25 protein-coding genes and 1 riboswitch are annotated in these 25,998 nt (G+C 75.0%); of the genes, 12 read left to right on the forward strand and 13 right to left on the reverse strand.

Features of this window, described 5'->3' with window-relative positions:
- Positions 1-26 precede the first annotated feature (26 nt).
- From recR to BJ968_RS09005, 5 genes are all read left to right on the forward strand, one after another.
- Positions 27-626: a recombination mediator RecR gene (gene recR / locus BJ968_RS08985; RefSeq protein ID WP_179751063.1), complete on the forward strand. Its 600-nt coding sequence runs from the start codon at positions 27-29 to the stop codon at positions 624-626.
- Positions 619-1,239, forward strand: coding sequence for a DUF5063 domain-containing protein (locus BJ968_RS08990; protein ID WP_179751064.1), 621 nt, complete (start codon positions 619-621; stop codon positions 1,237-1,239). Before recR ends, BJ968_RS08990 begins: the two co-directional genes overlap by 8 nt.
- Before the next feature lie 82 nt (positions 1,240-1,321).
- Positions 1,322-2,617: an aspartate kinase gene (locus tag BJ968_RS08995; RefSeq protein ID WP_179751065.1), complete on the forward strand. Its 1,296-nt coding sequence runs from the start codon at positions 1,322-1,324 to the stop codon at positions 2,615-2,617.
- Complete coding sequence (locus BJ968_RS09000) at positions 2,614-3,699, forward strand: aspartate-semialdehyde dehydrogenase (RefSeq protein ID WP_179751067.1); 1,086 nt, start codon at positions 2,614-2,616, stop codon at positions 3,697-3,699. Before BJ968_RS08995 ends, BJ968_RS09000 begins: the two co-directional genes overlap by 4 nt.
- A gap of 201 nt (positions 3,700-3,900) precedes the next feature.
- Positions 3,901-4,902 carry an NAD-binding protein gene (locus BJ968_RS09005; RefSeq protein WP_179751069.1) on the forward strand — a complete coding sequence of 334 codons (1,002 nt, stop codon included), beginning with the start codon at positions 3,901-3,903 and terminating at the stop codon, positions 4,900-4,902.
- 4 nt (positions 4,903-4,906) lie between these two features.
- Here the strand turns inward: BJ968_RS09005 and BJ968_RS09010 are convergent, their stop codons facing one another.
- Both BJ968_RS09010 and BJ968_RS09015 read right to left on the reverse strand, forming a co-directional pair.
- Positions 4,907-6,181: a solute carrier family 23 protein gene (locus tag BJ968_RS09010; protein ID WP_179751071.1), complete on the reverse strand. Its 1,275-nt coding sequence runs from the start codon at positions 6,179-6,181 to the stop codon at positions 4,907-4,909.
- Between the two features lie 140 nt (positions 6,182-6,321).
- The gene (locus BJ968_RS09015) at positions 6,322-6,483 is read right to left on the reverse strand and encodes a hypothetical protein (protein WP_179751073.1); all 162 of its coding nucleotides are present in this window, start codon (positions 6,481-6,483) and stop codon (positions 6,322-6,324) included.
- Between the two features lie 79 nt (positions 6,484-6,562).
- On the opposite strand from BJ968_RS09015, the gene BJ968_RS09020 reads away from it, so the two are divergent.
- The gene (locus BJ968_RS09020; protein ID WP_218884947.1) at positions 6,563-7,213 is read left to right on the forward strand and encodes a DUF2238 domain-containing protein; all 651 of its coding nucleotides are present in this window, start codon (positions 6,563-6,565) and stop codon (positions 7,211-7,213) included.
- An 86-nt stretch (positions 7,214-7,299) separates the two neighbouring features.
- Here BJ968_RS09020 and BJ968_RS09025 read toward each other — a convergent pair whose 3' ends face one another.
- The 5 genes from BJ968_RS09025 to BJ968_RS09045 all read right to left on the reverse strand — a co-directional run bounded on the left by BJ968_RS09025 (position 7,300) and on the right by BJ968_RS09045 (position 12,251).
- The gene (locus tag BJ968_RS09025; protein WP_179751075.1) at positions 7,300-7,650 is read right to left on the reverse strand and encodes a UBP-type zinc finger domain-containing protein; all 351 of its coding nucleotides are present in this window, start codon (positions 7,648-7,650) and stop codon (positions 7,300-7,302) included.
- On the reverse strand, positions 7,647-9,026 hold the full coding sequence (locus BJ968_RS09030) for an ATP-binding protein (RefSeq protein WP_179751077.1): 1,380 nt from the start codon (positions 9,024-9,026) through the stop codon (positions 7,647-7,649). Before BJ968_RS09030 ends, BJ968_RS09025 begins: the two co-directional genes overlap by 4 nt.
- Positions 9,027-9,070: 44 nt before the next feature.
- Entirely contained in the window at positions 9,071-10,759 is a 1,689-nt protein-coding gene (locus BJ968_RS09035) for an FAD-dependent oxidoreductase (RefSeq protein WP_179751079.1), read from the reverse strand.
- A gap of 49 nt (positions 10,760-10,808) precedes the next feature.
- Positions 10,809-11,105 (reverse strand): hypothetical protein, encoded by a 297-nt coding sequence (locus BJ968_RS09040; protein ID WP_179751082.1) that lies wholly within the window; start codon positions 11,103-11,105, stop codon positions 10,809-10,811.
- A gap of 132 nt (positions 11,106-11,237) precedes the next feature.
- A complete protein-coding gene (locus BJ968_RS09045) occupies positions 11,238-12,251 on the reverse strand; it encodes a helix-turn-helix domain-containing protein (protein ID WP_179751084.1) in 1,014 nt (337 codons plus the stop codon).
- A gap of 81 nt (positions 12,252-12,332) precedes the next feature.
- On the opposite strand from BJ968_RS09045, the gene BJ968_RS09050 reads away from it, so the two are divergent.
- Positions 12,333-13,196: a hypothetical protein gene (locus BJ968_RS09050; RefSeq protein ID WP_179751086.1), complete on the forward strand. Its 864-nt coding sequence runs from the start codon at positions 12,333-12,335 to the stop codon at positions 13,194-13,196.
- Here BJ968_RS09050 and BJ968_RS09055 read toward each other — a convergent pair.
- Positions 13,183-13,917 (reverse strand): methyltransferase domain-containing protein, encoded by a 735-nt coding sequence (locus BJ968_RS09055; RefSeq protein WP_179751088.1) that lies wholly within the window; start codon positions 13,915-13,917, stop codon positions 13,183-13,185. The two genes, BJ968_RS09050 and BJ968_RS09055, sit on opposite strands and share 14 nt — an antisense overlap.
- Positions 13,918-14,040: 123 nt before the next feature.
- Here BJ968_RS09055 and BJ968_RS09060 point away from each other — a divergent pair, with 123 nt between their 5' ends.
- The 4 genes from BJ968_RS09060 (at position 14,041) to BJ968_RS09075 (ending at position 18,936) form a co-directional block, all read left to right on the forward strand.
- Entirely contained in the window at positions 14,041-15,675 is a 1,635-nt protein-coding gene (locus BJ968_RS09060) for an ATP-binding cassette domain-containing protein (protein WP_179751090.1), read from the forward strand.
- 186 nt (positions 15,676-15,861) lie between these two features.
- Positions 15,862-17,079, forward strand: a complete 1,218-nt coding sequence (locus tag BJ968_RS09065; protein ID WP_179751093.1) for an MFS transporter — start codon at positions 15,862-15,864, stop codon at positions 17,077-17,079.
- The gene (locus tag BJ968_RS09070) at positions 17,076-17,543 is read left to right on the forward strand and encodes a GNAT family N-acetyltransferase (RefSeq protein WP_179751095.1); all 468 of its coding nucleotides are present in this window, start codon (positions 17,076-17,078) and stop codon (positions 17,541-17,543) included. Before BJ968_RS09065 ends, BJ968_RS09070 begins: the two co-directional genes overlap by 4 nt.
- 151 nt (positions 17,544-17,694) lie before the next feature.
- Positions 17,695-18,936, forward strand: coding sequence for an Nramp family divalent metal transporter (locus BJ968_RS09075; RefSeq protein WP_179751097.1), 1,242 nt, complete (start codon positions 17,695-17,697; stop codon positions 18,934-18,936).
- A gap of 22 nt (positions 18,937-18,958) precedes the next feature.
- On the opposite strand, the gene BJ968_RS09080 is transcribed toward BJ968_RS09075, so the two are convergent.
- A complete protein-coding gene (locus BJ968_RS09080) occupies positions 18,959-19,984 on the reverse strand; it encodes an aldo/keto reductase (protein ID WP_179751099.1) in 1,026 nt (341 codons plus the stop codon).
- A gap of 85 nt (positions 19,985-20,069) precedes the next feature.
- On the opposite strand from BJ968_RS09080, the gene BJ968_RS09085 reads away from it, so the two are divergent.
- Positions 20,070-20,618 carry a TetR/AcrR family transcriptional regulator gene (locus BJ968_RS09085; RefSeq protein WP_179751101.1) on the forward strand — a complete coding sequence of 183 codons (549 nt, stop codon included), beginning with the start codon at positions 20,070-20,072 and terminating at the stop codon, positions 20,616-20,618.
- 81 nt (positions 20,619-20,699) lie between these two features.
- Here the strand turns inward: BJ968_RS09085 and BJ968_RS09090 are convergent, their stop codons facing one another.
- The 4 genes from BJ968_RS09090 to BJ968_RS09105 form a co-directional block, all read right to left on the reverse strand.
- Positions 20,700-22,487: a S9 family peptidase gene (locus tag BJ968_RS09090; RefSeq protein ID WP_179756445.1), complete on the reverse strand. Its 1,788-nt coding sequence runs from the start codon at positions 22,485-22,487 to the stop codon at positions 20,700-20,702.
- A gap of 13 nt (positions 22,488-22,500) precedes the next feature.
- The gene (locus BJ968_RS09095) at positions 22,501-23,511 is read right to left on the reverse strand and encodes a CNNM domain-containing protein (protein WP_179751103.1); all 1,011 of its coding nucleotides are present in this window, start codon (positions 23,509-23,511) and stop codon (positions 22,501-22,503) included.
- On the reverse strand, positions 23,504-24,859 hold the full coding sequence (locus tag BJ968_RS09100) for a CNNM domain-containing protein (RefSeq protein WP_179751105.1): 1,356 nt from the start codon (positions 24,857-24,859) through the stop codon (positions 23,504-23,506). The genes BJ968_RS09095 and BJ968_RS09100 overlap by 8 nt, the downstream gene beginning before the upstream one ends.
- Before the next feature lie 119 nt (positions 24,860-24,978).
- Positions 24,979-25,728 carry a YqjF family protein gene (locus BJ968_RS09105; RefSeq protein WP_343077919.1) on the reverse strand — a complete coding sequence of 250 codons (750 nt, stop codon included), beginning with the start codon at positions 25,726-25,728 and terminating at the stop codon, positions 24,979-24,981.
- 118 nt (positions 25,729-25,846) lie between these two features.
- Positions 25,847-25,938: riboswitch (SAM riboswitch) on the forward strand.
- Positions 25,939-25,998: the final 60 nt, after the last annotated feature.

The raw sequence follows: 25,998 nt of genomic DNA on the forward strand, positions 1-25,998 counted from the left end.
TCGGAGCGGGCACGTAGTCTCGGAGCGTGTACGAAGGAGTCGTCCAGGACCTGATCGACGAGCTCGGTCGGCTGCCGGGCGTGGGGCCCAAGAGCGCGCAGCGCATCGCCTTCCACCTGCTCGCCGCCGACGCCGCCGACGTCAGGCGCCTCGCCGACGTCCTCACCGAGGTCAAGAGCCGCGTGCGGTTCTGCCGGGTGTGCGGGAACGTGGCGCAGGAGGAGCTGTGCCGGGTCTGCCGCGACCCGCGCCGGGACCCGAGCGTCATCTGCGTCGTGGAGGAGTCCAAGGACGTCGTCGCGATCGAGAAGACGCGCGAGTTCCGCGGCCGCTACCACGTGCTCGGCGGCGCGATCAGCCCCATGGAGGGCGTCGGCCCGGACGACCTGCGGATGCGCGAGCTGCTGGCGCGCCTGTCCGACGGCGAGGTCACCGAGACGATCATCGCGACCGACCCCAACCTCGAGGGCGAGGCCACCGCGACGTACCTGGCGCGGCTGCTCAAGCCCATGGGGCTGAAGGTGACGCGCCTGGCCTCGGGCCTGCCGGTCGGGGGCGACCTGGAGTACGCCGACGAGGTCACCCTCGGGCGGGCGTTCGCGGGGCGGAGGTCCCTCGATGGGTGAGGCGCGGGACGACGCGGCGGGCGTCGAGGCTGCGGGCGTCGAGGCGGGCGTCGAGGCGGTGGGCCGGGAGGTCGCCGACCTGGCGGCCGCGACGGCCGCGGAGGTCCGCACCTACCTGGCGACCGTGACCGAGGTCGCCACGGGCCGGATGGACTCCACGGCCCTGTCCGTCCTGCTCCTGGCCGTCAGCCAGGTCCTCGTCACCGGCGCCCGCCTCGGCGCCCTCGACGACGTCGTCCCGGCCCGCCGCTTCGAGCCGGACGCCGGCCCGGACGCCGACGTGGACGCCGTGCGGGCCAGCCTCGCCAACGTCCTGGAGGGCCTGGACGACTACGCCGAGGTCGTCGACCCGCTGACGAACGCCGAACTGGTGCGCGGGGCCCTGTCGGACGACCTGACCTCGGTGGCGGTCGACCTCGAGCACGGCCTGCGCCACCACGAGCACGGCGACATCACCGAGGCCCTGTGGTGGTGGCAGTTCTCCTACCTGTCCTCCTGGGGCCCGCGGGCCACCGCGGCGCTGCGCGTCCTGCAGTCGCTGCTGGCCCACCTGCGCCTCGACGTCGACGCCGAGACCGCTTCGGACGCGGAGTTCGACGCTCTGCACCCCTGAGGCTGAGCACACTGCACAGCCGGTCCCGGCCCGGCTGAGCACGGCCCGGAGCACCTCGGGCGGTTCCGTAGAATCGCTCGTCGTGGCTCTCGTGGTGCAGAAGTTCGGCGGTTCCTCGGTCGCTGACGCCGATGGCGTCAAGCGCGTGGCGAAGCGCATCGCCGCGACCAAGCGCGCCGGCCACGAGGTCGTCGTCGTGGTCTCGGCGATGGGCGACACGACCGACGAGCTCATCGACCTCGCCGAGCAGGTCAGCCCCCTGCCGCCGGCGCGCGAGCTGGACATGCTGCTGACCTCCGGCGAGCGGATCTCGATGGCGGTCCTGGCGATGGCCATCTCCAACCTCGGGCTGGAGGCGCGCTCCTTCACCGGTTCCCAGGCCGGGGTCATCACCGACTCCGCGCACGGGCGGGCGCGCATCATCGACGTCACCCCCGGGCGCATCCGCTCCGCCCTCGACGAGGGCGCGATCGCGATCGTCGCCGGTTTCCAGGGCGTCAGCCAGGACACGAAGGACATCACGACCCTCGGGCGCGGCGGCTCGGACACGACGGCCGTGGCCCTGGCCGCGGCCCTGAAGGCCGACGTCTGCGAGATCTACACCGACGTCGACGGCGTGTTCACGGCCGACCCGCGCATCGTCCCGGCCGCGCGGAAGATCAACCGCATCTCCAGCGAGGAGATGCTGGAGATGGCCGCCAACGGCGCGAAGATCCTCATGCTCCGCTGCGTCGAGTACGCCCGGAACTACGACCTGCCGATCCACGTCCGCAGCTCGTTCAGCCCGCACGAGGGGACCTGGGTGACCGACTCCCCCGTCCCCGCCGCCTTCGCCAGCAACCCGACCGGGGAGGAACCCGTGGAACAGCCGATCATCTCCGGTGTCGCGCACGACCGCAGCGAGGCCAAGATCACCGTCGTCGGGGTCCCCGACAGCCCGGGCACCGCGGCCGCCATCTTCAAGGCCGTCGCCGAGGCCGAGATCAACATCGACATGATCGTCCAGAACGTCTCGGTGGGCGCCTCGGGCCGCACCGACGTCTCCTTCACGCTGCCCAAGGCCGAGGGCACGACGGCGATCAACGCGCTGGAGAAGGTCAAGCCGGCGATCGGCTTCGAGCGCACCGAGTACGACGACCAGATCGGCAAGGTCTCGCTCATCGGCGTCGGGATGCGCTCGCACCCCGGCGTCTCGGCGACGTTCTTCGACGCGCTCGCCCAGAAGCACATCAACCTCGAGATGATCTCCACCTCGGAGATCCGCATCTCGGTCGTGACGCGCGGCGACCAGCTCGACGACGCCGTGCGCGCGGTGCACACCGCCTTCGGGCTCGACGGTGAAGCAGAAGCTGTGGTCTACGGAGGGACCGGACGATGACGCACGACGGCAACGAGAACCGCAAGCCCACCCTGGCCGTCGTCGGCGCCACCGGCGCCGTCGGCACCGTGATGCTGGGGATCCTGTCCGAGCGCCCCGACGTGTGGGGTGAGATCCGCCTGGTGGCCTCGGCCCGCTCGGCCGGCAAGGTCCTGCGGGTCCGCGGCGAGGACGTCGTCGTGCGGGAGCTGACGCCGGAGGTCTTCGACGGCGTCGACGTCGCGATGTTCGACGTCCCCGACGAGGTCTCCGCGGTGTGGGCGCCGATCGCCGCCGAGCGCGGCGCGGTGGCCGTCGACAACTCCGGCGCGTTCCGGATGGACGACGAGGTCCCCCTCGTCGTGCCCGAGGTCAACGGCGCCGCCGCGCGCAACCGCCCCAAGGGCATCATCGCCAACCCGAACTGCACGACGCTGACGATGATGGACGCCCTCGGCGCCCTGCACGACGAGTGGCAGCTCACCGAGCTGGTCGTGGCCAGCTACCAGGCGGCCTCGGGCGCCGGCCAGCCCGGCGTGGACCGGCTGTACGACGAGCTGGAGGTCGTCGCGGGCGACCGGACCCTGGGCTCCACGGCCGGCGACACCGCGAAGGTCGTCTCGGAGAAGCTGGGTGACGACTCCCCGTTCCCGACCCACCTCGCCCTCAACGTCATCCCCGTCGCGGGGTCGCTGAAGGACGGCGGCTGGACCAGCGAGGAGCTGAAGGTCCGCAACGAGTCCCGCAAGATCCTGGGCATCCCGGACCTGAAGGTCTCCGCGACCTGCGTCCGCGTCCCGGTGCAGACGACCCACTCCCTGGCCGTGCACGCGACGTTCGCGCGTCCGGTGACGGTGGCCGAGGCGACCGCGAAGCTGGAGGCCGCCCCGAGCGTGGAGGTCCGCGACGACCTCGCCCAGGGCGTGTTCCCGACCCCGGCGGCCACGGTCGGCGGGGACCCGACGGTCGTGGGCCGCCTCCGGCAGGCGCTGGACTTCCCGAACACCCTCGACCTGTTCGTCTGCGGCGACAACCTCCGCAAGGGCGCCGCGCTGAACACCGCGCAGATCGCCGAGCTGGTGGCGGCCGAGCTGTCCGCCTGAGCCCCACCCGCGCACCCCGGAGGGCCCGTCCGCACCCGCGGACGGGCCCTCCGTCGTCCCCGCCCCTCCCCTCTCCACCCACCCCTCCGACCCGCGGTGATCAAGCACTTCCGTGCACAAGTGCTCGATCACCGAAGTGCTTGATCACCGGGAGGGGGGTCGGAGGGGTGGGGAGGCGGGTCGTGCGCCAGACTGCGGAAGGTGGCCGACCACGAAGCACGCCTGCGCCTGCCCGCCGGGCGGCCGAGGTCCCCGCTGGGCGCCATCGCCCTGCGGCTGTCGCTGGCCCTGCTCCTCGTCGTCGTGTGCTGGGTGGTCGTCGTCCTCGAGCGCGACGGGTACCGCGACGGGGCCGACGGGTCGCTGTCGACGCTGGACGCCCTCTACTACACGACGGTGACGCTGTCGACGACGGGCTACGGGGACATCGTCCCGGTCACCGACAGCGCCCGGCTGGTGAACGCGCTGTTCGTCACCCCGGTGCGGATCCTCTTCGTCGTCATCCTCGTCGGCACGACCATCCAGGCGCTCACCGAGCGCTCCCGCAAGGAGATCCGCCTCGCGCGGTGGAGGGCCCGCATGCGCGACCACGTCATCGTCCTCGGCTACGGCACGAAGGGCCGCAACGCGGTCCGGGAGCTGCGGTCGACGGGGGTCCCGGTCGACCGGATCGTCGTCGTGGACCGCAGCGGCCTGGCCACCGCGGACGCCGCCCGCGACGGGTACCTGTGCGTCACCGGGGACGTCACGCGCTCGGACACCTTCGTCACGGCGCTGGCGGAGCGGGCCCGCACGGTGGTGGTCGCGGTGGACCGCGACGACACGGCCATCCTGGCCACGCTCGCGGTGCGCCGGCTCAACCCCCGCGCCACCGTCGTCGCCACCGCCCGCGAGACCGAGCACGTCGACCTGCTGCGCCAGTCCGGGGCGAACTCGGTCGTGGTGACGTCGGAGACGACGGGCCGGCTGCTGGGGCTGGCCGCGGGCAGCCCGGCCGCGGTGGAGGTCGTGGAGGACCTCGTCTCGTTCGGCACGGGCCTGGACCTGGTGGAGCGGCCCGTGGCGGCCGGGGAGGTGGGGTGCCGCCCCGGCGACCTGGACACCCCCGTCCTGGCGGTGCTGCGCGCCGGCCGCGTCCTGCGGTTCCACGAGGTGGCGGCCCTGCAGGACGGCGACCGGGTGCTGCAGGTCACCGGGGGCTGACGGCTCAGGCGGTCGTGACGGTCCCGCGGGCCCGGCCGACGAGGCGCATCAGGTGGTACAGCCCGATCGCGGCGACCGTGCCGAGCGCGATCCCGGCGAACGTCAGCCCGCCCGACGTCGTGAACGTGTAGTTCGCGATGCCCACGACGAGCGCGACGGCGGCCGTGGTGAGGTTCACCGGGTCGGAGAAGTCGACCTTGTTCTGCACCCAGATCCGCGCGCCCAGGACGCCGATCATCCCGTACAGCAGCGTCGTGGCCCCGCCCAGCACCCCCGCGGGGATGGAGCCGACGAGGGCGCCGAACTTCGGGGAGAACGACAGGGCGAGGGCGGCCGCGGCGGCCACCCAGTACGCCGCCGTGGAGTAGACCTTCGTGGCGGCCATGACGCCGATGTTCTCCGCGTACGTCGTCGTCCCCGACCCCCCGCCCAGACCGGCCAGGGTCGTGGCCAGGCCGTCGGCCAGCAGCGCCCGCCCGGCCAGGGGGTCCATGTCGCGGCCCGTCATGGCCGCCACCGACTTCACGTGGCCGACGTTCTCGGCGACGAGGACGAACACGACGGGCAGGAACAGCGCCAGGTCGCCGAGGCGCACGTGCGGGGCGCTGAACGTCGGCAGCCCCACCCAGGACGCGCTCTCGACGGCGTCGAAGGACACCAGCCCGCGCACCGCGGCCACGACGTAGCCGACGACGACGCCGACGAGGATCGCCAGGCGCCCCAGCAGGCCGCGGAAGAACACGCTGGTCACCGCGATGGCGAGCAGCGTGATGACGGCGGTCACGGGGTCGGCCCGGAACCCGGAGTCCTCGGTGGTCCCCCACGCCGCGGGGGCCAGGTTCAGCCCGATGAGCGCGACGATCGTGCCCGTCACGACGGGCGGCATGACGACGTCGATCCACCGCGCCCCCGCGACGTGCACGACGACACCCACGACGGCCAGCAGCAGCCCCGTGACGAGGATGCCGCCGGTCGCCGAGCCGGCCGAGCTGCCGAGGATCGGGGCGATGAACGCGAAGGAGGACCCGAGGTAGCTGGGCAGCCGGTTCCGGGTGATCAGCAGGAACAGCGCGGTGCCGACCGCGGAGAAGAACAGCGTCGTCGCGACCGGGAAACCCGTGAGGGCCGGTACCAGGACGGTCGAGCCGAACATCGCCACGACGTGCTGCAGGCCGATGCCCACCGTCCGTGGCCACGCGAGCCGTTCGTCGGGGGCGACCACCTCACCCGGTGACACCGCCCGTCCGTCACCGTGCAGCCGCCAACCCGTTCCCGCCACGCGCGTTCCTCCCGCCCGTCCCCGACCCGGCGACCGCCGGACCGTCGGGAAGGGTATCCGCCGGCGCGGGCCCCCGGGGGCCGCGCGCGGCGGGGACGGGGTCAGCAGCGGAACCGGGCGACCGCGGCGGGGCGGTGCGGCTACTCCGGGCGGTCCCGGCGGTCCCCGTTCTCGCCGTCCCGGAACTCCTCGCGCAGCGTGCGGGGGTCGGCGTCGCGCAGGGCCGAGCCGGACCCCCGGAGACGGCGGTAGGCCAGGAACGCCACGACGGCGAGCACGACGACGACCAGCAGGTACTTCACGCCCCCGACCCTACGTGCCCGCTGCTGCGGAGGGGTGGAACCGGCCCCGCGGGCGGGGGCCGGACCGTAGGGTCGGGCGGTGCACGGATCACGCTCCCCCCGCTGGGCCGGTGCGGCCCTCGTGCTGGCCGCGACGGTCGGGCAGCTGCTGGTGGCGACGCTGGCCCCCGACCTGCCGCAGTTCTCGGGCAAGGCGTTCGGGGCGCGGCTGGTGTTCTACCCGCTGCTCATGCTGTTCGTCCCGGTGGTGTGGTTCCTCCTCCACCGCGGTGGGCGGCGGCCGCCGTGGGCGGGGTTCACGCTGGTCATGGCGCCGTTCCTGGTCGACGTCAGCGGGAACACGCTGGACCTCTACGACACCGTCGTGTGGTGGGACGACCTGCTGCACTTCCTCAACTGGTGCCTGCTGACGCTGGGGCTGGGGACCGTGCTGCGGGTCGTCGACGTCCGGCCGCGCTGGGCCCGGGCCGCCGCGACGGTCGGCGGCGGCGCCCTGCTGGCGCTGCTGTGGGAGGTCGGGGAGTGGTGGACGTTCATCCGGCACGGCACCGAGCTCGACACCGCCTACGAGGACACCCTGGGCGACATGGTCCTGGGGACGAGCGGTTCGGCCGTCGCGCTGGCCGTCCTGGTGCTCCTACCCCGCCTCGCCCGGCCCGCCCGGCCGCGCGCCGACCCTCCCGCGGCCGTCGACCCTCCCGCAGCAGGAGGGGCCGCGCTGGGCGCGTGACCGGGGGGCGGCGGTGGGGGTCCCCCGGCTCAGCCCACCGGACGGCGGAGGCCCCGCACCACCGGCTCGGCCGGGGTGGGCGCGGGTCAGTGCAGCAGCGACGTCCAGCGCGCCGGGACCCGGCCCGCGGGCCCGGGGGCGGGCTGGTCCTCGGGGTGGGCCAGCGGCGGTGCGAGGTCGGGTCCGCCGGCGTACGTCTGGTCGGTGGCGAAGTCGTAGAACCACTCCTCCCCCGGTTCGTAGCTGCGCACGACGCCGTGGCCGCTGGCGGCGGCGTGGCCGCGGGCGTGCTGCCCGGGCGAGGAGTCGCAGCACCCGACGTGCCCGCAGGCGGCGCAGCGGCGCAGGTGGAACCACCAGCCCTGCGGCTGCGACGCCTCGCAGTCGGCGCAGCCGGGGCCGCTGGGGGCGGCGGTGGGGTCGATCTGGTCGGTCACGGGGTCTCCTCGTGGGGATCGCTGGGCAGCCAGACCCGGAAGACGGTGTTCCCGGGGACGCTCTCGACGGTGAGCCGGCCGTGGTGGCGGTGGACGACGACGCGCCACGCGATGTCCAGGCCGAGCCCGGTCCCCTCCCCCACGTCCTTCGTCGTGACGAACGGCTCGAAGATGCGCGGCAGGACCTCCGGCGGGACGCCGGGTCCGTCGTCGGCGACCTCGACGCACACCCCGCCGCCGTCGGGGCGGACGCGGACGGTGACGTCCCCGCCGGCCGGCCCGAGGGCGTCGAGGGCGTTGTCGAGCAGGTTCGTCCAGACCTGGGTCAGTTCCCCGGTGTGCCCGAGGACCTGCGGGACGTCGGCGTAGTCGGTGCTGACGCGGGAGTTCCCGACGGCGCGGCCGGCCCCGGCGCCGAGCATGGAGATCGCGGAGTCGAGCAGTTCGCGGACGTCGACCCAGCGCTCGGCGGCCCGGTCGAGCTGGGCGTAGTTCCCGGCCGAGGCGAGCAGGGCGCTGATGCGGGCCGAGGCGGCACCGGCCTCGGCGACCAGGGAGCGGACGCCGACGGTCCGCGCGAACCACGACACCGTGTCGGGGTCGGCGGGCAGGTCGGCGGCGCCGAGGCCGTGCTCGACGAGGACGGGGGCGAGGTCCTCGGGCTCGGTGACGCCCAGCTCGTCGAGGGCGTCGACGAGCTCGTCCTCGGCCTCGTTGCGGCGCAACGGGTCGGTGGGGACGTCCGCCGTCCCGCGCGGGGGGACGGCGGGCAGCCCGGGGACCAGCCGGGCCACGGAGGTCTCCAGCTCCCGCAGCTCGTCCTGGAGCTGGGCGAGGGTGCGGGCCAGGGCCGCGGCGGGGTTGCCGAGCTCGTGGGTGAGCCCGGCCGTCAGGGACCCCAGGGCGAGCAGCCGTTCGCGGGCGCTGGTGAGCTGCTGCTGCTCCGTGAGCCCGATGCGCAGGCCCTCCAGGAGGTGGACGGCCATCGGGAACCACTCGCGCACGACCCGCCCGAACGTCGTGGCGGGCAGCACGAAGAACGACGAGGGTTCCAGGACGCGCAGCGAGGAGGTGTACCCGGCGGGGGCGCCCTCGCCGAGGTAGGCCTCCCAGGCCCCGGCGTACACGCCGCGCTGGCGGGTGCGGCCGATCTCCAGGTCGTCGCCGGCGCCGTGGTGGTGCAGGCTCACGTGCCCGTCGAGCAGGACGTAGAAGCAGGTGGCGGCGTCGCCCTCGCGGTACAGCCAGCCGGGGTCGGCCGTGACGACCTCGCCGGCGTCCGAGAGCTCCCCCAGCTGCGCCGGTGACAGGTCCGCGAAGAGGAACAGCGTCCGCAGCTCCTCCGGGGCCGCCGCCCGGCCCGCCTTCGGGCTCACCGCCGGGCTCACGTCCGGGGTGACCGCCGGGTTCGCCGCCGGGTTCACTGCTGGGCCAGGTAGCGGTGGACGAGCATGACGGCCATGGCGCCCTCGCCGACGGCGGAGGCCACGCGCTTGACCGAGTCGGCGCGGGCGTCGCCGGCGACGAACACCCCCGGCATCGAGGTCTCGAGGTGGTAGGGGTCGCGGGCCGGGACCCACCCGGGTGGCCGCCGCCCGTCGACGACGAGGTCGGGACCGGCCAGGACGAACCCGTGGTCGTCGCGGCGGACCGAGCCGTCGAGCCACGCGGTGCGGGGGGCGGCGCCGATGAAGACGAACACGTGGTGCGCGGGCACCTCGGTCTCGATCCCGGACTCCTTGTCCCGCAGGGTGATGCGTTCGAGGCGGTCCGAACCGGCGGCGGCCACGACCTCGGTGCAGGTGAGGATCCGGACGTTGGGCAGGGCGCGGATCTGGTCGATGAGGTAGGCCGACATCGACGCCTCCAGCCCCGTGCCGCGCACGAGCAGCGTGACGCTGCGCGCCGAGCGCGCCAGGTTCACCGCCGACTGCCCCGCGGAGTTCGCCGCGCCCACGACGTACACGTCCTCGTCCGCGCAGGCGCTCACCTCGCTGAGGGCGGCGCCGTAGTAGACGCCGCGGCCGGTGAACTCGGCGAGCCCGGGGCCCTCCAGCGTGCGGTAGGAGACACCCGTGGCGAGCAGGACGGTGTGCGCGGCGACGCTGGACCCGTCGGAGAACCGCACGACGCGGGCCCCGCCGGCGGTCTCCAGGCCGGTGACCGTCCGCGCCGTGAGCGTCTCGGCGCCGAACTTCGCGACCTGCCGCCGCGCCCGGTCGGCCAGCTGCGCCCCCGAGAGCCCGTCGGGGAACCCGAGGTAGTTCTCGATGCGCGAGCTCTGCCCGGCCTGCCCGCCCGTGGCGTGCTGCTCGACGAGGACGGTCCGCAGCCCCTCCGAGGCGCCGTAGACCGCGGCGCCGAGCCCGGCGGGCCCGCCGCCGACGATGGCGAGGTCGTAGAACTCCCGCTGCGGGCGGGTCGTGAGGCCGACGTGGTCGGCGAGCGTCACGTCGTCGGGGTCGAGCAGGACCTCCGGGCGCCCGCCGCCGGCGGGGGCGAGCACGACGGGCAGCCGCGGGGCGCCGCGGACGCCGGCCGCGCTCAGCAGCCGGCCCGCCTCGGGCTGGTCGGCGAGCAGCCAGCGGTAGGGGACCTCGTTGCGGCCCAGGAAGTCCCGCACGGCGAAGGACCGCGCCGACCAGCGGTCGCCGATGACGACGACCTCGTCGGGGGGCCGCACGGGTTCGGACCGCCAGCGTTCCAGCAGGCCGTCGAGGACGGGGTAGAGCTTCTCCTCCGGCGGGTTCCACGGTTTGAGCAGGTAGTGGTCGAGGTCGACGTCGTTGATGGCGCGGATGGCCGCGGAGGTGTCGGCGTAGGCGGTCAGCAGGACGCGCCGGGCGGACGGGAAGAGGTCCACGGCGGCCTCGAGCAGCTCGACGCCGTCCATCTGCGGCATGCGGTAGTCCGCCAGGACGGCCGCGACGGCCTCCCCGCGCAGCTTGACCTCGCGCAGCGCCCCGAGGGCGTCCGCGCCGGACTCGGCGCGCAGGACGCGGTACTCCTGGCCGTAGCGGCGGCGCAGGTCGCGCGCGACGGCGCGGGAGACGGCGGGGTCGTCGTCCACCGTGAGCAGGACCGGTCGTCGTTCCTCGGGAGCCGCCACGAGCGGGACGTTAGGCGTTCGCCGCCGTCCGGGCCAGACCCTGCCGGGGTCAGGTTCGGGCGGGGCGCGCGGCGCCGGAGCGCCAGGCCGCGACGGCCGCCAGGACGACGAGCCCGGCCCACGCGGGGACCGTGGCGCGCCAGGCGCCCGGGAACACCGTGAGCACCACGAGCACGACCATCGCCGCGATCAGCCCGACGGCGGCCGGGGTGCGCCCCAGGTAGGCGTGCCCGAACCCGGGCCACAGCACCGACAGCGCGGCCGCGGCGAGCGCCCGGCGGTGCACGGGCACCGCGGTCCCCGCCGCCCGCTGCCGTTCGAGGTCTTCCCACTCCACGACGGTCACGTCACTCGCCCCCCGGCTCGTCCGACCCGCGGCGGGCTGCTGCCGGCCGCTGCGGCGCCCCCCGGCGCCCGGGAGCAGTCTGCCGGGGCGGTGCGGTTCCGGGGGCGGGTTCACCCGGATCCGCGCGTGTCCTCACGGAACGTCGACCGGTTCACCACTCAGCGTCGCCGAAGGTGGCCGGGTGGGACCGGCGAGCGGGTCGCGGAACGTGCGGCGGTGGGTGGCCGGGCCCACGCCCCGGCGGGCCGCGAACTGCCGGCGCAGGGCGTCGGCGGTGCCCGCGCCGCACCGGCGCGCCACCGCCTCGACCGTCAGGTCGGTGCGCTCGAGCAGCTCCTCGGCCCGGCGCAGCCGCTCCTCGACGAGCCAGCGGTGCGGGGTCGTCCCCGTCGCGGCGCGGAACCGGCGGGCGAACGTGCGCGGGGACGTCAGGGCCCGGCGGGCCAGCTCGGCCACGGTCAGCTCCCGGTCCAGGTGGTCCCGCGCCCAGTCCAGGACGGCGGCCAGCTCGTCCCCGGCCTCCGGGACCGGGTGGTCGACGAACTGCGCCTGCCCGCCCTCGCGGTGCGCGGCCGTCACCAGCCGCCGGGCCAGGGCGTTGGCGTGGGCGGCCCCGCGGTCGCGCCGCACCACGTGCAGGCACGCGTCCAGCCCGGCGGCCGCGCCCGCGCTGGTGACGAACGGCCCGTCCTCGGCGTACAGGACGTCGCGCTGGAGCCGCACGCGCGGGAAGCTGCGCGCGAACCGGTCCGCGAACTGCCAGTGGGTCGTCGCGGCCCGCCCGTCGAGCAGCCCGGCCGCGGCCGGGACGAAGGCCCCCGAGCAGATCGTCAGGACGTCGGCGCCGCGGTCCACGGCGGCCCGCACCCCCTCGGCCACCCCCGGCGGCAGCGGGGCGTCGAGGTCGGGCCAGGCCGGGACCACGACGAGGTCGGCCCGCTCCAGCGCGTCGAGCCCGTGCGGCACGTGGACGTCGAAACCCGTCGTCGTGGGGACCGGGCCCGGCCGCGGCCCGCACAGCAGGAAACCCGTCACGGGGAAACCCTCCCCGGACCGGTCGAGGCCGAAGACCTGCGCGGCGGTGCCGAGCTCGAAGGCCGCGACGCGGTCCCCGACGAGGGCGGCGACGACACGGGCGGGGCGCACGGCCCCAGGGTGGCAGGAACGTCCGGTCCCGCGACAGTCCTGCCACTGGCCCGGCGGCACCGCCCCGCGCACGCTCGGAGGGTGCTCACGACCGCCTCCCCCACCGCCACCCGGGTCCCCGTCGAGATCCCCACCGCCTCCGCGGTCCTCGTCCCCGCCCCCGCGACCGGCGCCCAGCGCTGGGCGGGGGCCCCCAGCGCCGCCCTGGACGCCGACGGGTCGGTCGTCCTGGCCCACCGCGAGCGCGCCGGCACCGACGCCGTCGTGCTGTCCCGGTCCGACGACGGCGGGGCCAGCGTGCGCGAGGTCGCCCGGTTCAGGCCGGGGCCCGCCGGGGCCGCGATGGTCGAGCGGCCCGCGCTGGTGCGGACCGGGGACGGGTGGCGGCTGTTCGCGGGGTTCGCCACCCCCGGCGGCCCGCACTGGTGGGTGGGCGCCGTGGAGGCCGCGACGTTCGAGGGCCTGGCCGACGCCGCGGTGGTCCCCGTCCTGCGCGGCGACGCCTCGGTCGGCTACAAGGACCCCGTCGTGCGGCGCGACGGCGACGGGTCGTGGCGCCTGTGGGTGTGCGCGCACGACCTGTCCGTCCCGGGGCAGGAGGACCGGATGTCGAGCGCGACGTGCACCAGCGCGGACGGGTGGGACTGGTCGTCACCGGTGACGGTGCTCACCGGCCGCCCCGGGACGTGGGACGCGCGCGGGGCCCGGGTGACCGCGGTCGTCGACGGGCTCCTGGCCTACGACGGCCGGGCCAGCGCCGCGGAGAACTGGTTCGAGCGGACGGGGTGGGCGCACCCGGACGGGACCCGCGTGCCGGACGCCCCCGTGACCGACGTCCGCTACCTCGACGTCCTGGACCTGCCCGACGGTTCGCGCCGGCTGTTCTTCGAGGCCCGCACGCCCACCGGGGACCACGAGCTGCGGACGGCGCTCAGCCGAGCGTGAAGCGCGTGCAGTGGGTCAGGTAGGGCAGGCGGACCGGGCCGCCGTCGGGGAACTCGGCGTCGAGCAGGCGGCCCACCTCGGCGAGCAGCGCGGCCCGGCGGTCCTCGGGCAGCACGATGACGTAGCTGCGGGAGGCGACGAGGTCGAGGATCCCGGCGCGGTCGGTGACGTGCTCGAACCGCGTCGTGAACGTCTCCGGGTCCCCGAACGGGGCGCCGACGGTCGCGGCGCTGGCCCGCAGCTCGTGCTCGGTGCCCTGCTGGGCGACCGCCCACACACGCCGGACCCACGGCACCGACTCGTCCCGCACGTTCCAGACCAGGCCGAGCGTCCCGCCGGGCCGCAGCACGCGTGCCACCTCCGGCACGGCCCGGCCGGGGTCGACCCAGTGCCACGCCTGGGCGACGACGACGGCGTCGACGGAGGCGCCGGGCAGGCCCGTCGCCTCCGCGGTGCCCTCGTGCGCCTCCACGTCCAGGCCCGCCCGCAACTGCGCCAGCATCCGCGAGGACGGTTCCACCGCGACGACGTCGAGCCCCCGGGCGACCAGGGACGCGGTGAACTTGCCCGTCCCGGCGCCCAGGTCCAGGACGCGGCGGGCGTCGCCGACGAGGAAGCCGACGGCGTCGTCGGGGTACCCCGGGCGGGCGCGGGCGTACTCGCCCGCGGCGGCACCGAAGGAGCGGGCGTGGGCGGCGCTGTCGAACTCCGGGGACTCCACGGGCCCATCCTCCCCACCCCCGCGTGATCGAGCACTCCGTGGAGCCGGCGCCCAGCGCCGGAGATCGAGCACGTGCTCGATCACGGGTGCTCGACCGCCGGGGGGATCGGGGAGGATGGCGCGGTGAGTGCCACCCTCGTCGCCAAGGACCTCAGCGCCGCCCACGGGACCCGCGCGCTGTTCTCCGGCCTGGACCTCGTCGTCGCCCCCGGGGACGTCGTCGGCCTCGTCGGCGCGAACGGGGCGGGCAAGTCGACGCTGCTGCGGCTCCTGGCCGGGGTGGACCGGCCCGGGACGGGCACCGTCTCGCTGTCCCCGCCGACGGCGACCGTCGGCTACCTGCCGCAGGAACCGGACCGCCGCCCGGGCGAGACCGTCGCGCGGTTCCTGGGCCGCCGCACCGGCGTCACCGCCGCGCAGGAGGAGATGGACGCCGCCGCGGCCGCCCTGGCCGAGGGGGCCGCGGGCGCGGACGACCGCTACGCCGACGCCCTGGACCGCTGGCTGGCCCTCGGCGGCGCCGACCTCGACGAGCGCCGCGACGAGGTCCTGGCCGACGTCGGGTTCACCCCCTCGGCCGAGGCTCCCATGACGTCGCTGTCCGGCGGGCAGGCCGCGCGCGCGGGGCTGGCGGCGCTGCTGCTGTCCCGCTACGACGTGTTCTTGCTCGACGAGCCCACCAACGACCTCGACCTGGAGGGCCTGGCCCGGCTGGAGCGGTTCGTCACCGGGCTGCGCTCCCCCGCCGTCGTCGTCAGCCACGACCGGGAGTTCCTGGCCCGCACCGTCGACCGCGTCGTGGAGCTGGACCTGGCCCAGCAGCTCGTCCGCGTCGTCGGTGGCGGGTACGAGGCGTTCCTGGCCGAGCGGGAGGTGCAGCGCCGGCACGCCCGCGAGGCCTACGACGAGTACGCCGAGACGAGGTCGGGGCTGGAGGCGCGCGCCCGGATGCAGCGCGGCTGGATGGCCCAGGGCGTGCGCAACGCCGTCCGCAAGGGCGACCCCGACAAGAACATCCGCGCCAAGATGCGCGAGGGCAGCGAGAAGCAGGCCGCCAAGGCCCGGCAGACCGACCGGATGATCGAGCGGCTGGAGGTCGTGGAGGAACCCCGCAAGGAGTGGAAGCTGCAGATGTCGATCGCGGCGGCCCCCCGCTCGGGGTCCGTCGTGGCGACGCTGCGCGAGGCCGTCGTGCGGCGCGGCGCGTTCACCCTCGGCCCCGTCACGCTGTCGGTCGACGCCGGGGACCGGGTCGCGGTCACCGGCCCGAACGGCGCGGGGAAGTCGACGCTGCTGAACCTGCTGCTGGGCCGGCTGGAACCGGACGCCGGGACGGCGGCGACCGGTTCGGGCGTCGAGGTCGGCGAGATCGACCAGGCGCGCGGGGCGTTCCTCGACGACCGCACGCTGGCCCGCGCCTTCGGCGACGAGGTCCCCGCGTGGCCCGACGCGGAGGTGCGGACGCTGCTGGCGAAGTTCGGGCTCGGCGCGCACCACGTGGGCCGCACCGCCGCGAGCCTGTCGCCGGGTGAGCGCACCCGCGCCGCCCTGGCGCTGCTGCAGGCCCGCGGGGTGAACCTGCTCGTCCTGGACGAACCCACCAACCACCTGGACCTGCCCGCGATCGAGCAGCTGGAGGAGGCGCTGGCGAGCTACGCCGGGACGCTGCTGCTCGTCAGCCACGACCGCAGGCTGCTGGAGGCCGTCGAGGTGACCCGCCGCCTCGTCGTCGAGGACGGGCGGGTCCGGGAGCTGTGAGCCCGCGCTGAGGTCTTCGTGAGGTGTTCCCGCCACGCCCGGGACGTCCTGCGGCGCAGCCTTTCCGGGACGGCGTCCCGATCGGCGGGAACACCGGCCCCGGGTGGCGGCGATGATCGGGGTGTCGACAGGCCGACGGAGCGCTGATCGAAGACCCTGCACACCTCGCCTGAGAAGGAACCGCCCGTGCCCCTCGCCATCCTGGCTCTCGCCATCGGTGCCTTCGGCATCGGAACGACCGAGTTCGTGGCCATGGGACTGCTGCCCCAGATGGCCGCCACCTTCCACGTCTCCATCGCCGCCGCCGGCTGGCTCATCTCGGCCTACGCGCTCGGCGTCGTGGTGGGCGCCCCCACGCTCACGGCCCTCACGCACTCCCTGCCCCGCAAGAAGGTCCTGGCGGGTCTCATGGGGCTGTTCGTCGTCGGCCACGCCGCGACGGCGCTCGCGCCGACCTTCCACCTGCTCATCGGCGCCCGGTTCCTCTCGGGCCTGTCGCACGGCGCGTTCTTCGGCGCCTCGGCCGTCGTCGCCCGCAAGATCGCCCCGCCCGGGCGGCAGGGGCAGGCGCTGGCCCTGGTGTTCACGGGGCTGACCGTCGCGAACGTCGTCGGCGTCCCGGTCGGCACCTACGTCGGGCAGCAGCTGGGCTGGCGGCTCACGTTCTCCCTCGTGGGCCTCATCGGCCTGGTGACGATCGGCGCGATCCTCGCGATCGTGCCCGAGGTCGAGACCCGCTCGGGCCCGCTGCGCACGGAGTTCGCCGCCTTCCGCCGCCGGCAGGTCTGGTGGACGCTGCTCATCACGACGGTCGGTTTCGCCAGCCTGTTCACGGTCCTCAGCTACGTCTCGCCGCTGCTGACCGACGTCGCCGGGTTCTCCGAGGGCTCGGTCAGCTGGGTGCTGGTCCTCTTCGGCCTCGGCGCGACCCTGGGCAACCTCGTCGGCGGGCGGCTGGCCGACTGGCGCCCGTACCGGACGCTGGCCGCCGGGTTCGTCGGTCAGGTCGTCGTGTTCGGGGGGCTGTTCCTGTTCTCGGGGAGCAAGGTCGCCGCGGCCGCCGGGGTCTTCCTCTTCGCCTTCATCGGGTTCGTCATGTCCGCCCCGATCCAGACCCGCGGGATCCTGGCCGCCGGCGGGGGCGCGTCGATGGCCTCCGCGGCCATGCAGGCCGCGTTCAACATCGGCAACGCGATGGGCGCCTTCCTCGGCGGCGCCGCGATCGACGCGGGGTTCGGGTACGCCTCGACCGCGCTCGTCGCGCTCGTCCTGGCCCTGCTCGGGCTGGTGGTCCTCGTCGAGGCCACGCGCGTCGACAAGAACGGCCGCGCCCCGATCGACCCGGCGGTGCCCGCCCTCCCGGCGCAGCGGCGCCGGCGGGTGCGTGACACGGTCGAGGGGTGAGCCTGCAGATCCACGAACGACCGCTGGGCGACCCCGACCTCGACGGACTCGTCGAGGCGGCGGTCGCCGAGCTGAACCGCCGCTACCGCGAGCCGGGGGAACCCGAGGAGGAGTACCCCCTGGAGACGGACGCCGTGTGCCACGTCGCCTACGTCGACGGCGCGCCGGCCGGGTGCCTGGCCCGCGTCGACGTCGACGAGCCGGGCTGGGAGGGCTGCGTGGAGATGAAGCGGGTCTTCGTCGCGGAGGGGTTCCGCGGCCGGGGGGTGGCGCGCGCGCTGGTGACCCGCTTCGAGCAGGAGGCGCGCGCGGCCGGGGCGCGGCGGGTGCGGCTGGAGACCGGGACCCGGCAGCCGGAGGCGATGGCGCTGTACGAGGCGGTGGGCTACGTCCGCTCGCCGGAGAACTTCGGCCCGTGGGCGGACAGCCCGCTGTCGGTCTGCTACACCAAGTCGCTGAGCTGACCGGTCGGGGTTGGCATCGTTGTGACAACGCTGCCGATGATCGGCAGCGTGGTCGCAACGATGCCGACCCCCCGCGCGCGCCTCGACCGCCGAGGTGGGGGATCCGGAAGTCCAGAGTTCGGCGCACCGAACTCTCGGGCATGATGTCCCCATGACGACGGACGCCCCCACCTCCGCGCCCGCCCGCGCCGGCCGGCGCTCGCTGCTGCGCCTGCTGGGGCCCGCGTTCGTCGCGGCCATCGCCTACGTCGACCCCGGCAACGTCGCCGCCAACCTCACCGCCGGCGCCGGGTACGGGTACCTGCTGCTGTGGGTGCTCGTCGCCGCCAACGCCATGGCCGTCCTCGTGCAGTACCTGTCGGCCAAGCTCGCCGTCGTCAGCGGCCGGACCCTGCCGGAGGTGCTGCGCGACCGGCTGGGCCGCCCCGCCCGCCTGGCGTACTGGGCCCAGGCCGAGCTGGTGGCGGTCGCGACCGACCTCGCCGAGGTCATCGGCGGGGCCGTCGCGCTGAACCTGCTGTTCGGCACCCCGCTGCTCGTCGGCGGGATCGTCGTCGGGCTGGTCTCCGTGGGCCTGCTGGCCCTGCACAACCACCGCGGGGTGCGGCGGTTCGAGGCCGTCATCGTCGGCCTGCTGCTCGTCATCGTCGTGGGGTTCGTCTCCGGGGTGGTGCTGGCGCCACCGGACGCGGCCGAGGCGGCGGCCGGTCTGGTCCCGCGGTTCGCCGGGGCCGAGACGGTCCTGCTGGCCGCGAGCATGCTCGGCGCGACCGTCATGCCGCACGCCGTCTACCTGCACTCGGCGATGGCCCGCGACCACCACGGGACCGTCGAGCCCGCGCAGCGCCGCCGGGTGCTGCGCGCGACCCGCGTCGACGTCGTCTCGGCGCTGCTCGTGGCCGGGCTGGTGAACATCTCGATGCTGCTGCTGGCCGCCTCGGCGCTGCGGGGCGTGGCGGGCACCGACACGCTGGAGGGCGCCCACGCGGCCGTCGCGACCCACCTGGGGACCGGCGCGGCCCTGCTGTTCGCGATCGGCCTGCTGGCCTCGGGGCTGGCCTCGACGTCGGTCGGCGCCTACGCCGGTGCGGTGATCATGCAGGGGCTGCTGCGCGTCGACGTCCCGCTGCTGGTGCGCCGGGTCGTCACCCTCGTCCCGGCGCTGGTGTGCCTGGGGATCGGGGTGGACCCGACCCGCGCGCTGGTCGTGTCCCAGGTCGTGCTGAGCTTCGGGATCCCCTTCGCGCTGATCCCCCTGGTCCGGCTCACGAGCTCGCCGGGCCTCATGGGCGAGCACGTGAACCGGGTCTCCACGCGGGCGCTGGCCACCGTGGCCGTCGTGCTGGTCGTGGCGCTGAACGTGGCGCTGCTCTACCTGACGTTCTTCGGCTGAGGTGCCGGACCCCCGCGCCCGGTCAGGCCGCCGCGCGCACCGCGGTCGCCCGCCGGCGCAGCGAGGCGTCGGTGATCGGGGGCGTCCGGTACTGCATGTCGAGCAGCCCGACGTCCTCGCCCGGCGGCACGATCGCGTCGATCCGGTCCAGGACGGCGTCGTCGAGCACGACGTCGGCGCCGGCGAGCAGGTCGTCGAGCTGCTCCGGCGTGCGCGGGCCGAGGATCGCGGACGTGACGCCGGGGTGGGCGACGACGAAGGCCAGCGCGAGGTGGGTGAGCTTGACGCCGACCTCGTCGGCCAGGACGACGAGCTGCTCGACGGCGTCGAGGCGCCGCTCGTCGGAGAAGTAGCGGAACATGCCGGCACGCATCGAGTCGACGGGGGCGCCCTTGCGGTAGCGGCCGGTGAGCATCCCGCCGGACAGCGGGGAGTAGACGAGGGTGCCCATCCCGTACCGCTGGGCGACGGGCAGGAGCTCGTTCTCGATGCCGCGGTTGAGGATCGAGTAGGTCGGCTGCTCGGTGCGGAAGCGTTCCAGCCCGCGGCGCTCGGAGACCCACTGGGCCTCGACGACCTCGCTGGCGGGGAAGCTGGAGGTGCCGATGGCGCGCACCTTGCCCGCCCGGACGAGGTCGGTCAGCGCGGACAGCGTCTCCTCGACGTCGGTGTCGGGGTCGGGGCGGTGGACCTGGTAGAGGTCGACGTGGTCGGTGCCCAGGCGCCGCAGGGAGTCCTCGAGGGCGCGCACGACCCAGCGCCGGGAGTTCCCGCGGGCGTTGGGGTCGGTCCCCATGGGCAGGTGGAACTTCGTGGCGAGCACGACGTCGTCGCGGCGGCCGGCGATCGCCTTGCCGACGATCTCCTCGGACTCGCCGTGGGAGTAGAAGTCGGCCGTGTCGACGAGGTTGATCCCGGCGTCGAGGGCGCGGTGGACCATGGCGATCGACTCGTCGTGGTCGGGGTTGCCGACGGCGCCGAACATCATGGCGCCGAGGGCGAAGGGGCTGACCTTGATGCCGGTGCGGCCGAGGGGTCGGTAGTGCACGGGGAGCCTCCGTGGGACGATGAAGCGGAACGCTTGTCCGGAACTGTACGGAACATTGTTCCGGTTACGCAAGGGGGTCCCACCGATGGCTGAACGCAAGGTCCGCGCCGACGCGCAACGCAACCTCGACGCGCTGCTCGTCGCCGCCCGCGACGTCTTCGCCGTCTCCGGGGTCGACGCCCCCGTCCGCGAGATCGCCGCGAAGGCCGGCGTCGGCGTCGGCACCGTCTACCGGCACTTCCCGCAGCGCTCGGACCTCGTGACCGCCGTGTTCCGCCACGAGGTCGACGCCTGCGCCGAGCAGGCCCCCCTGCTCGCCGCGCAGCACCCCCCGGTCGAGGCGCTGCACCGGTGGCTGCTCCGCTTCACCGGTTTCGTCGCCGCCAAGCGCGGCCTCGCCGCCGCCCTGCACTCCGGCGACCCCGCCTTCGAGACCCTGCCCGCCTACTTCTCCAGCCGCTTCGAGCCCGCCCTCGGCGCGCTGCTCGACGCCGCGGTGGAGACCGGCGACATCCGCCCCGTCCTGACCCCCGACGAACTGCTCGTCACGCTGTCCCGGCTCTCCACGCCGGACCAGGACTACACCGAGCGCGTCGTCGACCTGCTCCTCGACGGCCTGCGCCACCGCCCCTGACCCCCAACCTCCCCCCTCGCGGTGGTCGAGCACTCGTGGACAGGAGTGATCGATCACCGCGAGGGGGGTGAGGGGGTGGCGTCAGGGCAGGTGCCGGCGGACGAAGTCCAGCTCGACCCGCATCTGCCGCACCCGCTCGTCGTCCAGCAGCGACCCGTGCCCGGCGTCGTACCGGTACACCTCGTGCACCGCGCCGCGCGCGGCCAGCCGCTCCAGGTAGTTGTCGATCTGCCGGATCGGGCAGCGCGGGTCGTTGCGGCCGGCCAGCACCAGGACCGGCGCGGTGACGGCGTCGACGTACGTGATCGGGGAGGAGTCGGCGTACTTGTCCGGGACCTGCTCCGGGGACCCCCCGAACAGCGAGCGGTCGAACGCCTTCAGCCCCTCCATCTCGTCCTCGTACGCCGCGACGTAGTCCGCGACGGGGACCCCCGCCAGCCCCACGGCCCACCGCTGCGGCTGGGTGCCCACCCCCAGCAGGGTGAGGAAACCGCCCCAGGAGGCCCCCGCCAGGACCAGCCGGGAACCGTCCGCGACGCCGGTGGCCACGAGGTGGTCGGCCACGGCCACGACGTCCTCCAGCTCCACGTGCCCCACGCGGGCCTCCAGCGCGTCCCGCCACGCCGACCCGTACCCCGTGGACCCGCGGTAGTTCACCTGCACGACCGCGAAACCCTCGTCGACCCACGTCGCGCAGTACGGCCGGAACGCGTCGGTGTCGTGGGCCGTCGGCCCGCCGTGGACCTCCACGACCGTCGGCCACGGACCGGTCGAACCCGCCGGGACCCGCAGCAGCGCGTGGACGCGCCCACCCGGCCCGTCGACCCGCACGTCGCGCACGTCGACCGACGGCGGCGCCGGTTCCCCCGGCGCGCGCAGCAGGACCGAGCCGTCGAGCCGGCGCACCGTCGAGGGCTGCGCCGAGGACGACCACGTCATCCACACGTCCCCGTCGGGGCGGGCCGTGGCGCCCGAGATCGTCCCCGAGGTCGGCCCGACCTGCTGCACCGCACCGGTGCCCAGGTCCACCCGGTAGGCCAGGGTGCGGGCCTCGTGGTCGAGCAGGACGAGCAGCCCGGTGGCGTCGCGGGTCCACTCCGCGCCCGCGACCTCCCCGGGGGCGTCCAGGGCGATCTGCACCTCGCGACCGGTCAGCAGGTCCAGGACGAGCAGTTCGGGGCGACCGGCGCGCTCGTGCTCGACGAGCAGCCGCGCGTCCCCCCGCACCGGGGAGAAACCCAGCGGCGCCACGCCCTTGCCGGGCCCGTCGGAGACCTCCGCGACCGTGGAACCGTCGGCCAGCGACAGCACCCGCAGGTCGGGGTGGCGGGAGTCGCCGTGCTCGGAGTGGGAGATCGCGACCCACTGCTCGTCGGGGGACAGGTCCCCCGCCCAGGCGTCCTCGCGGTGCTCGTACAGCCGCCGCGCCGACCCGCCGGACACGACGTCGACCCGGGTGCCGTACTCGTCGTCCTGCGACCCCACGACGACGAGGCCGCTGCGGCCCAGCGACAACCCGGCCGGGTAGGCGGCCGGCAACCCCAGCGGGTCCTCGACCCCGACCCCGGGGGCCGACCCGAAGGGCTGCCGCCGCCACACGCCGTACTCGTCGCCGGCGGTGTCGTCGAACCACCAGACGAACTCCCCGGCGGGGTCGATCGTGGCGCTGGAGGTGCCCTCGGGCCGGTCGGTCAGCCGGTGCAGCTCCCCCGTGGCGGCGTCGAAGGAGTGCACCTCCAGCACGCCCGCGACGGTCGCCTCGACGACGCAGCGGTCCGGGGCGTCCTCCGCCCACTCCGGCAGGCCGACCCGGCCGGCGCGGAACCGCTTCTCCCAGACGGGCACCTCAGGTTCGCTCACCCGACCGATCGTGCCACTGCCCTCAGGGGCCGGCCGCGCCGGGGAACAACCGGCGCAGGACGTCGGACAGGGTGACGACCCCCTCGACCCGCCCGCCGTCGGTGACGAGCGCCAGGTGGTTGCTCGTCTCCCGCATCCGCGCCAGCGCCACGTGCAGCGTCGTGCCCGCCTCCAGGGTGAACACGGGCCGCACGAACGGCTCGGCCGGCGCGTCGGCCGGTTCGGTCAGCGTGTCCCGCACGTGCACGACCCCGGTGACCCGGTCGGGGGCCCCGACGAGGATCCGCAGGTGGCCGCTGGTGCGGGACAGGTCCTGGACGGCCTCGACGGACGCGCCGGCCGGGACGCACGCCGGGACGTTCCCCGGCCGCAGCAGGTCGCGGATCGTCGTGCGCCGCAGGTCCAGCGCCCCCGACAGCTGCGCCGAGAACCGGGCGTCGAGCGCCCCCACGTTCGTGGAGTGCTCCAGCAGGTGCCGCAGCGAGTCGGGGCTGTGCCCGACGACGACCTCCTCGGTCGGTTCGGCCCCGACCGCGCGGACCAAGGCGTTCGCGGCGGAGTTCAGCAGCTTCAGCACGGGCCGGAACACCCAGGTGAACCCGCGCATCGGCACCGCCAGCAGCAGCGCGGACCGCTCGGGGTGCGCGATGGCCCACGACTTCGGCGCCATCTCCCCCACGACGAGGTGGACGAACGTCACGATGAACAGCGCGAGCACGAAACCGAGGGCGTCGGCCGCGACCGCGGGGACGCCGAGGGCCTCGAACCCGGGGGTCAGCCAGTGGTGGACCGCCGGTTTCGAGATCGCCCCCAGCGCCAGGACGCAGGCCGTGATGCCCAGCTGGGACCCGGCCAGCAGCACCGTCAGCTCGTGGGAGCTGCGCAGCGCGGCCCGGCCGGCGTAGGTGCCGGCGGCGTCCTCCAGCCGGTGCCGCTTGGCGCCCAGCAGGGCGAACTCGACGGCGACGAAGAACGCGCTCAGCGCCACGATCAGCGCCGTCACGGGGACGACGACGAACGGGTCGTCACTCACGCGGCTCACCCCCCTGCGGCAGTTCCAGCCGGACCCGGGCCGGCACGTGGCGGGCCACGGCCAGCACCCGCACGGTCAGCGTCCGCGGCCGCGCCTCCAGGTCGCCGGGGTCGGCCGGCAGGTCCAGCACGAGTTCGGTGCCCTGCTCGGGCAGGCCGCCGTGGGCGGCGATGACCAGACCGGCGACCGTCTCGTAGTCGCCGCGCGGCAGGTCCACGCCCAGGGACCGCTCGACCTCGTCGACGTGGACCTCCCCCGACACCTCCCACACCCCGTCACCCTCCACGGGGACGTACGTCGGGTCCTCGTCGTCGTGCTCGTCGGTGATCTCCCCGACGAGTTCCTCGGCGAGGTCCTCGACCGTCACGACCCCCGTGAAACCGCCGTACTCGTCGACGACGCAGGCGAGCTGGTTCTTCGTCCCGGCCAGCTGCCGCAGCACCTGCGGCAGCGGGGTGAGGGTCGACACCACGAGCGGGACCCGCATGATGCGCGTGACGTGCGCCGTGTCGTCCTCGGCCGTCGCGAGCAGGTCGGTCAGGTGCACGACCCCCAGGACGTCGCCGGAACCGGTGGCCAGCACCGGGTACCGGGAGTGCCCCACGGCCATGAGGGCGCGCACCAGGCCCAGGTCGGCGGACTCGTCGACGGTGTCGACGCGCGAGCGCGGCACCATGGCGTGCTCGACGTCGCGCTGGGGGAAGTCCAGGATCCGGTCCAGCAGCACCGCCAGGTCCGGCGGCAGGTCACCGCTCTCGCGGGACTCCTCCACGATGGCCTCCAGGTCCCTGGCCGTCGCGGCGTGCTCGACGTCGTGGACGGGTTCGATGCGCAGCGCCCGCAGCAGCGCGTTGGAGGCCTGGTCGAAGAACCGCACGAGCCAGCCGAACACCCGCAGGTAGACCAGCGTGGACCGGCTCAGCCGCACCGCCAGCGGTTCGGGCCGCGCGATGGCCAGGTTCTTGGGGAACAGCTCCCCGAACAGCATCTGCACGAACGTCGAGAACAGCAGCGCCACGACGGCCCCGACGCCGACGCTCACCGCGGCGGGGACCCCGACCCCGCCCAGCAGCGCCCCGAGGGACTCCCCGATGAGGGGTTCGGCGACGTACCCGACGAGCAGGCCCGTGACGGTGATGCCCAGCTGCGCGCCGGACAGCATGAACGAGGTGCGGCGGGTGACCTGCAGGGCCCGGCGCGCCGCGGGGTCGCCGGCCTCGGCGCGGGCGCCCAGCGCCGACCGGTCCACCGACATGAAGGCGAACTCCTGGGCCACGAACCAGGCCGTGGCGACGGTGATGGCGAACACCACCACGACACCGAGGAGCAGGGCGAGCACGTCCGTCACGGGAGCACCTCACCGTGGCCGGGCGTGCTCGAGGTACTTGAAGGGCGATCGTCGTCGCGCATCGGCGGCGGCGGTCCTCTCCTGGTCTGGGGGACGGTGCCCCGGGGACGTGTTCCCGGTCAACGCACGAGCGCGCGGGACGGTTCCCCCGCCGCCGGGCGGGGCGTGGTGAACCGCGTCGTGACCCGCCGCGCGAACGCCACGTGCGCCGGTGCGCCGGTCACGGTGAACCCGGCGGCCGCGACGAGACCGTCGTCCAGCTCCAGCACCTGCGCGTCCCGCAATGGCCACGGCTCGTGCTCGTTGGCGATCCACCACGTGCGGCCCAGGTGCTCCACGTGCAGGCCGAAGCGGGCCGTGAGGAAGTCGCCGAGGTCGTCCCGGGCCGGCTCCACCCGCCGGGTCGCGCCCTCGCGGACCGCGACGCGGCTCGTGACGCCGTCGCGGGTGCGGCACGTCCACAGCAGCTCCCGCGCGCCGTCGCGGACCCGCACCGCGTGCCGCAGCGTCGACCACCGGTACGGCAGCCCGAACGCGGTCTGCGCGCCCAGGACGACGGCCAGCCGGGAGGCGTCCAGGCTGGCGAACACCACGCCGTGCCGCCCCTGCTCGTCGACGGAGTACGTCCGCACGTTCGTCTCCAGGAACGTCCCCAGGTACGGCACGGCGGCCCGGCCCCCGGGTCCGGCCCCGCGCAGGGTGAAGGGGATGAGGCCGACGTAGGCGCGGCCGGCGAACAGGTCGGGGCGGGTGCCGGGCGGCAGGTGCGGGGCGACCTCGTCGGGGTCGACCTCCCAGTGCAGGAAGGCGACGTCGTCCCAGTGCTGGTGCATCATCACGGGCCGGGGCAGGGGCGGGGCGGTGACCACCCGGTCAGCGTGCCGCAGCGGCGCCGCTCGGCAACCGCAGCGCACCCGCCGCGCACCCGCCGCGCACCTGCGGCGCACCGGGTGGCGGCGGCACCCCCGCGGCTGGCTTAGAGTGTGCGCACCATCCAGAGCGGCCGAGAGACCTGGCTCGTCGACGCCGCAGCAACCGCCCCCACGGGGGTGTGGTGCTCATGCCGGGACCGATGGAGGAGACCGTGACGACCGCCCCCACCGCCAGCCCCCGGGCCGCCGACCGCGTCGAGGCCGCCG

The organism is Kineococcus aurantiacus, assembly GCF_013409345.1.
Lineage (GTDB): Bacteria > Actinomycetota > Actinomycetes > Actinomycetales > Kineococcaceae > Kineococcus > Kineococcus aurantiacus.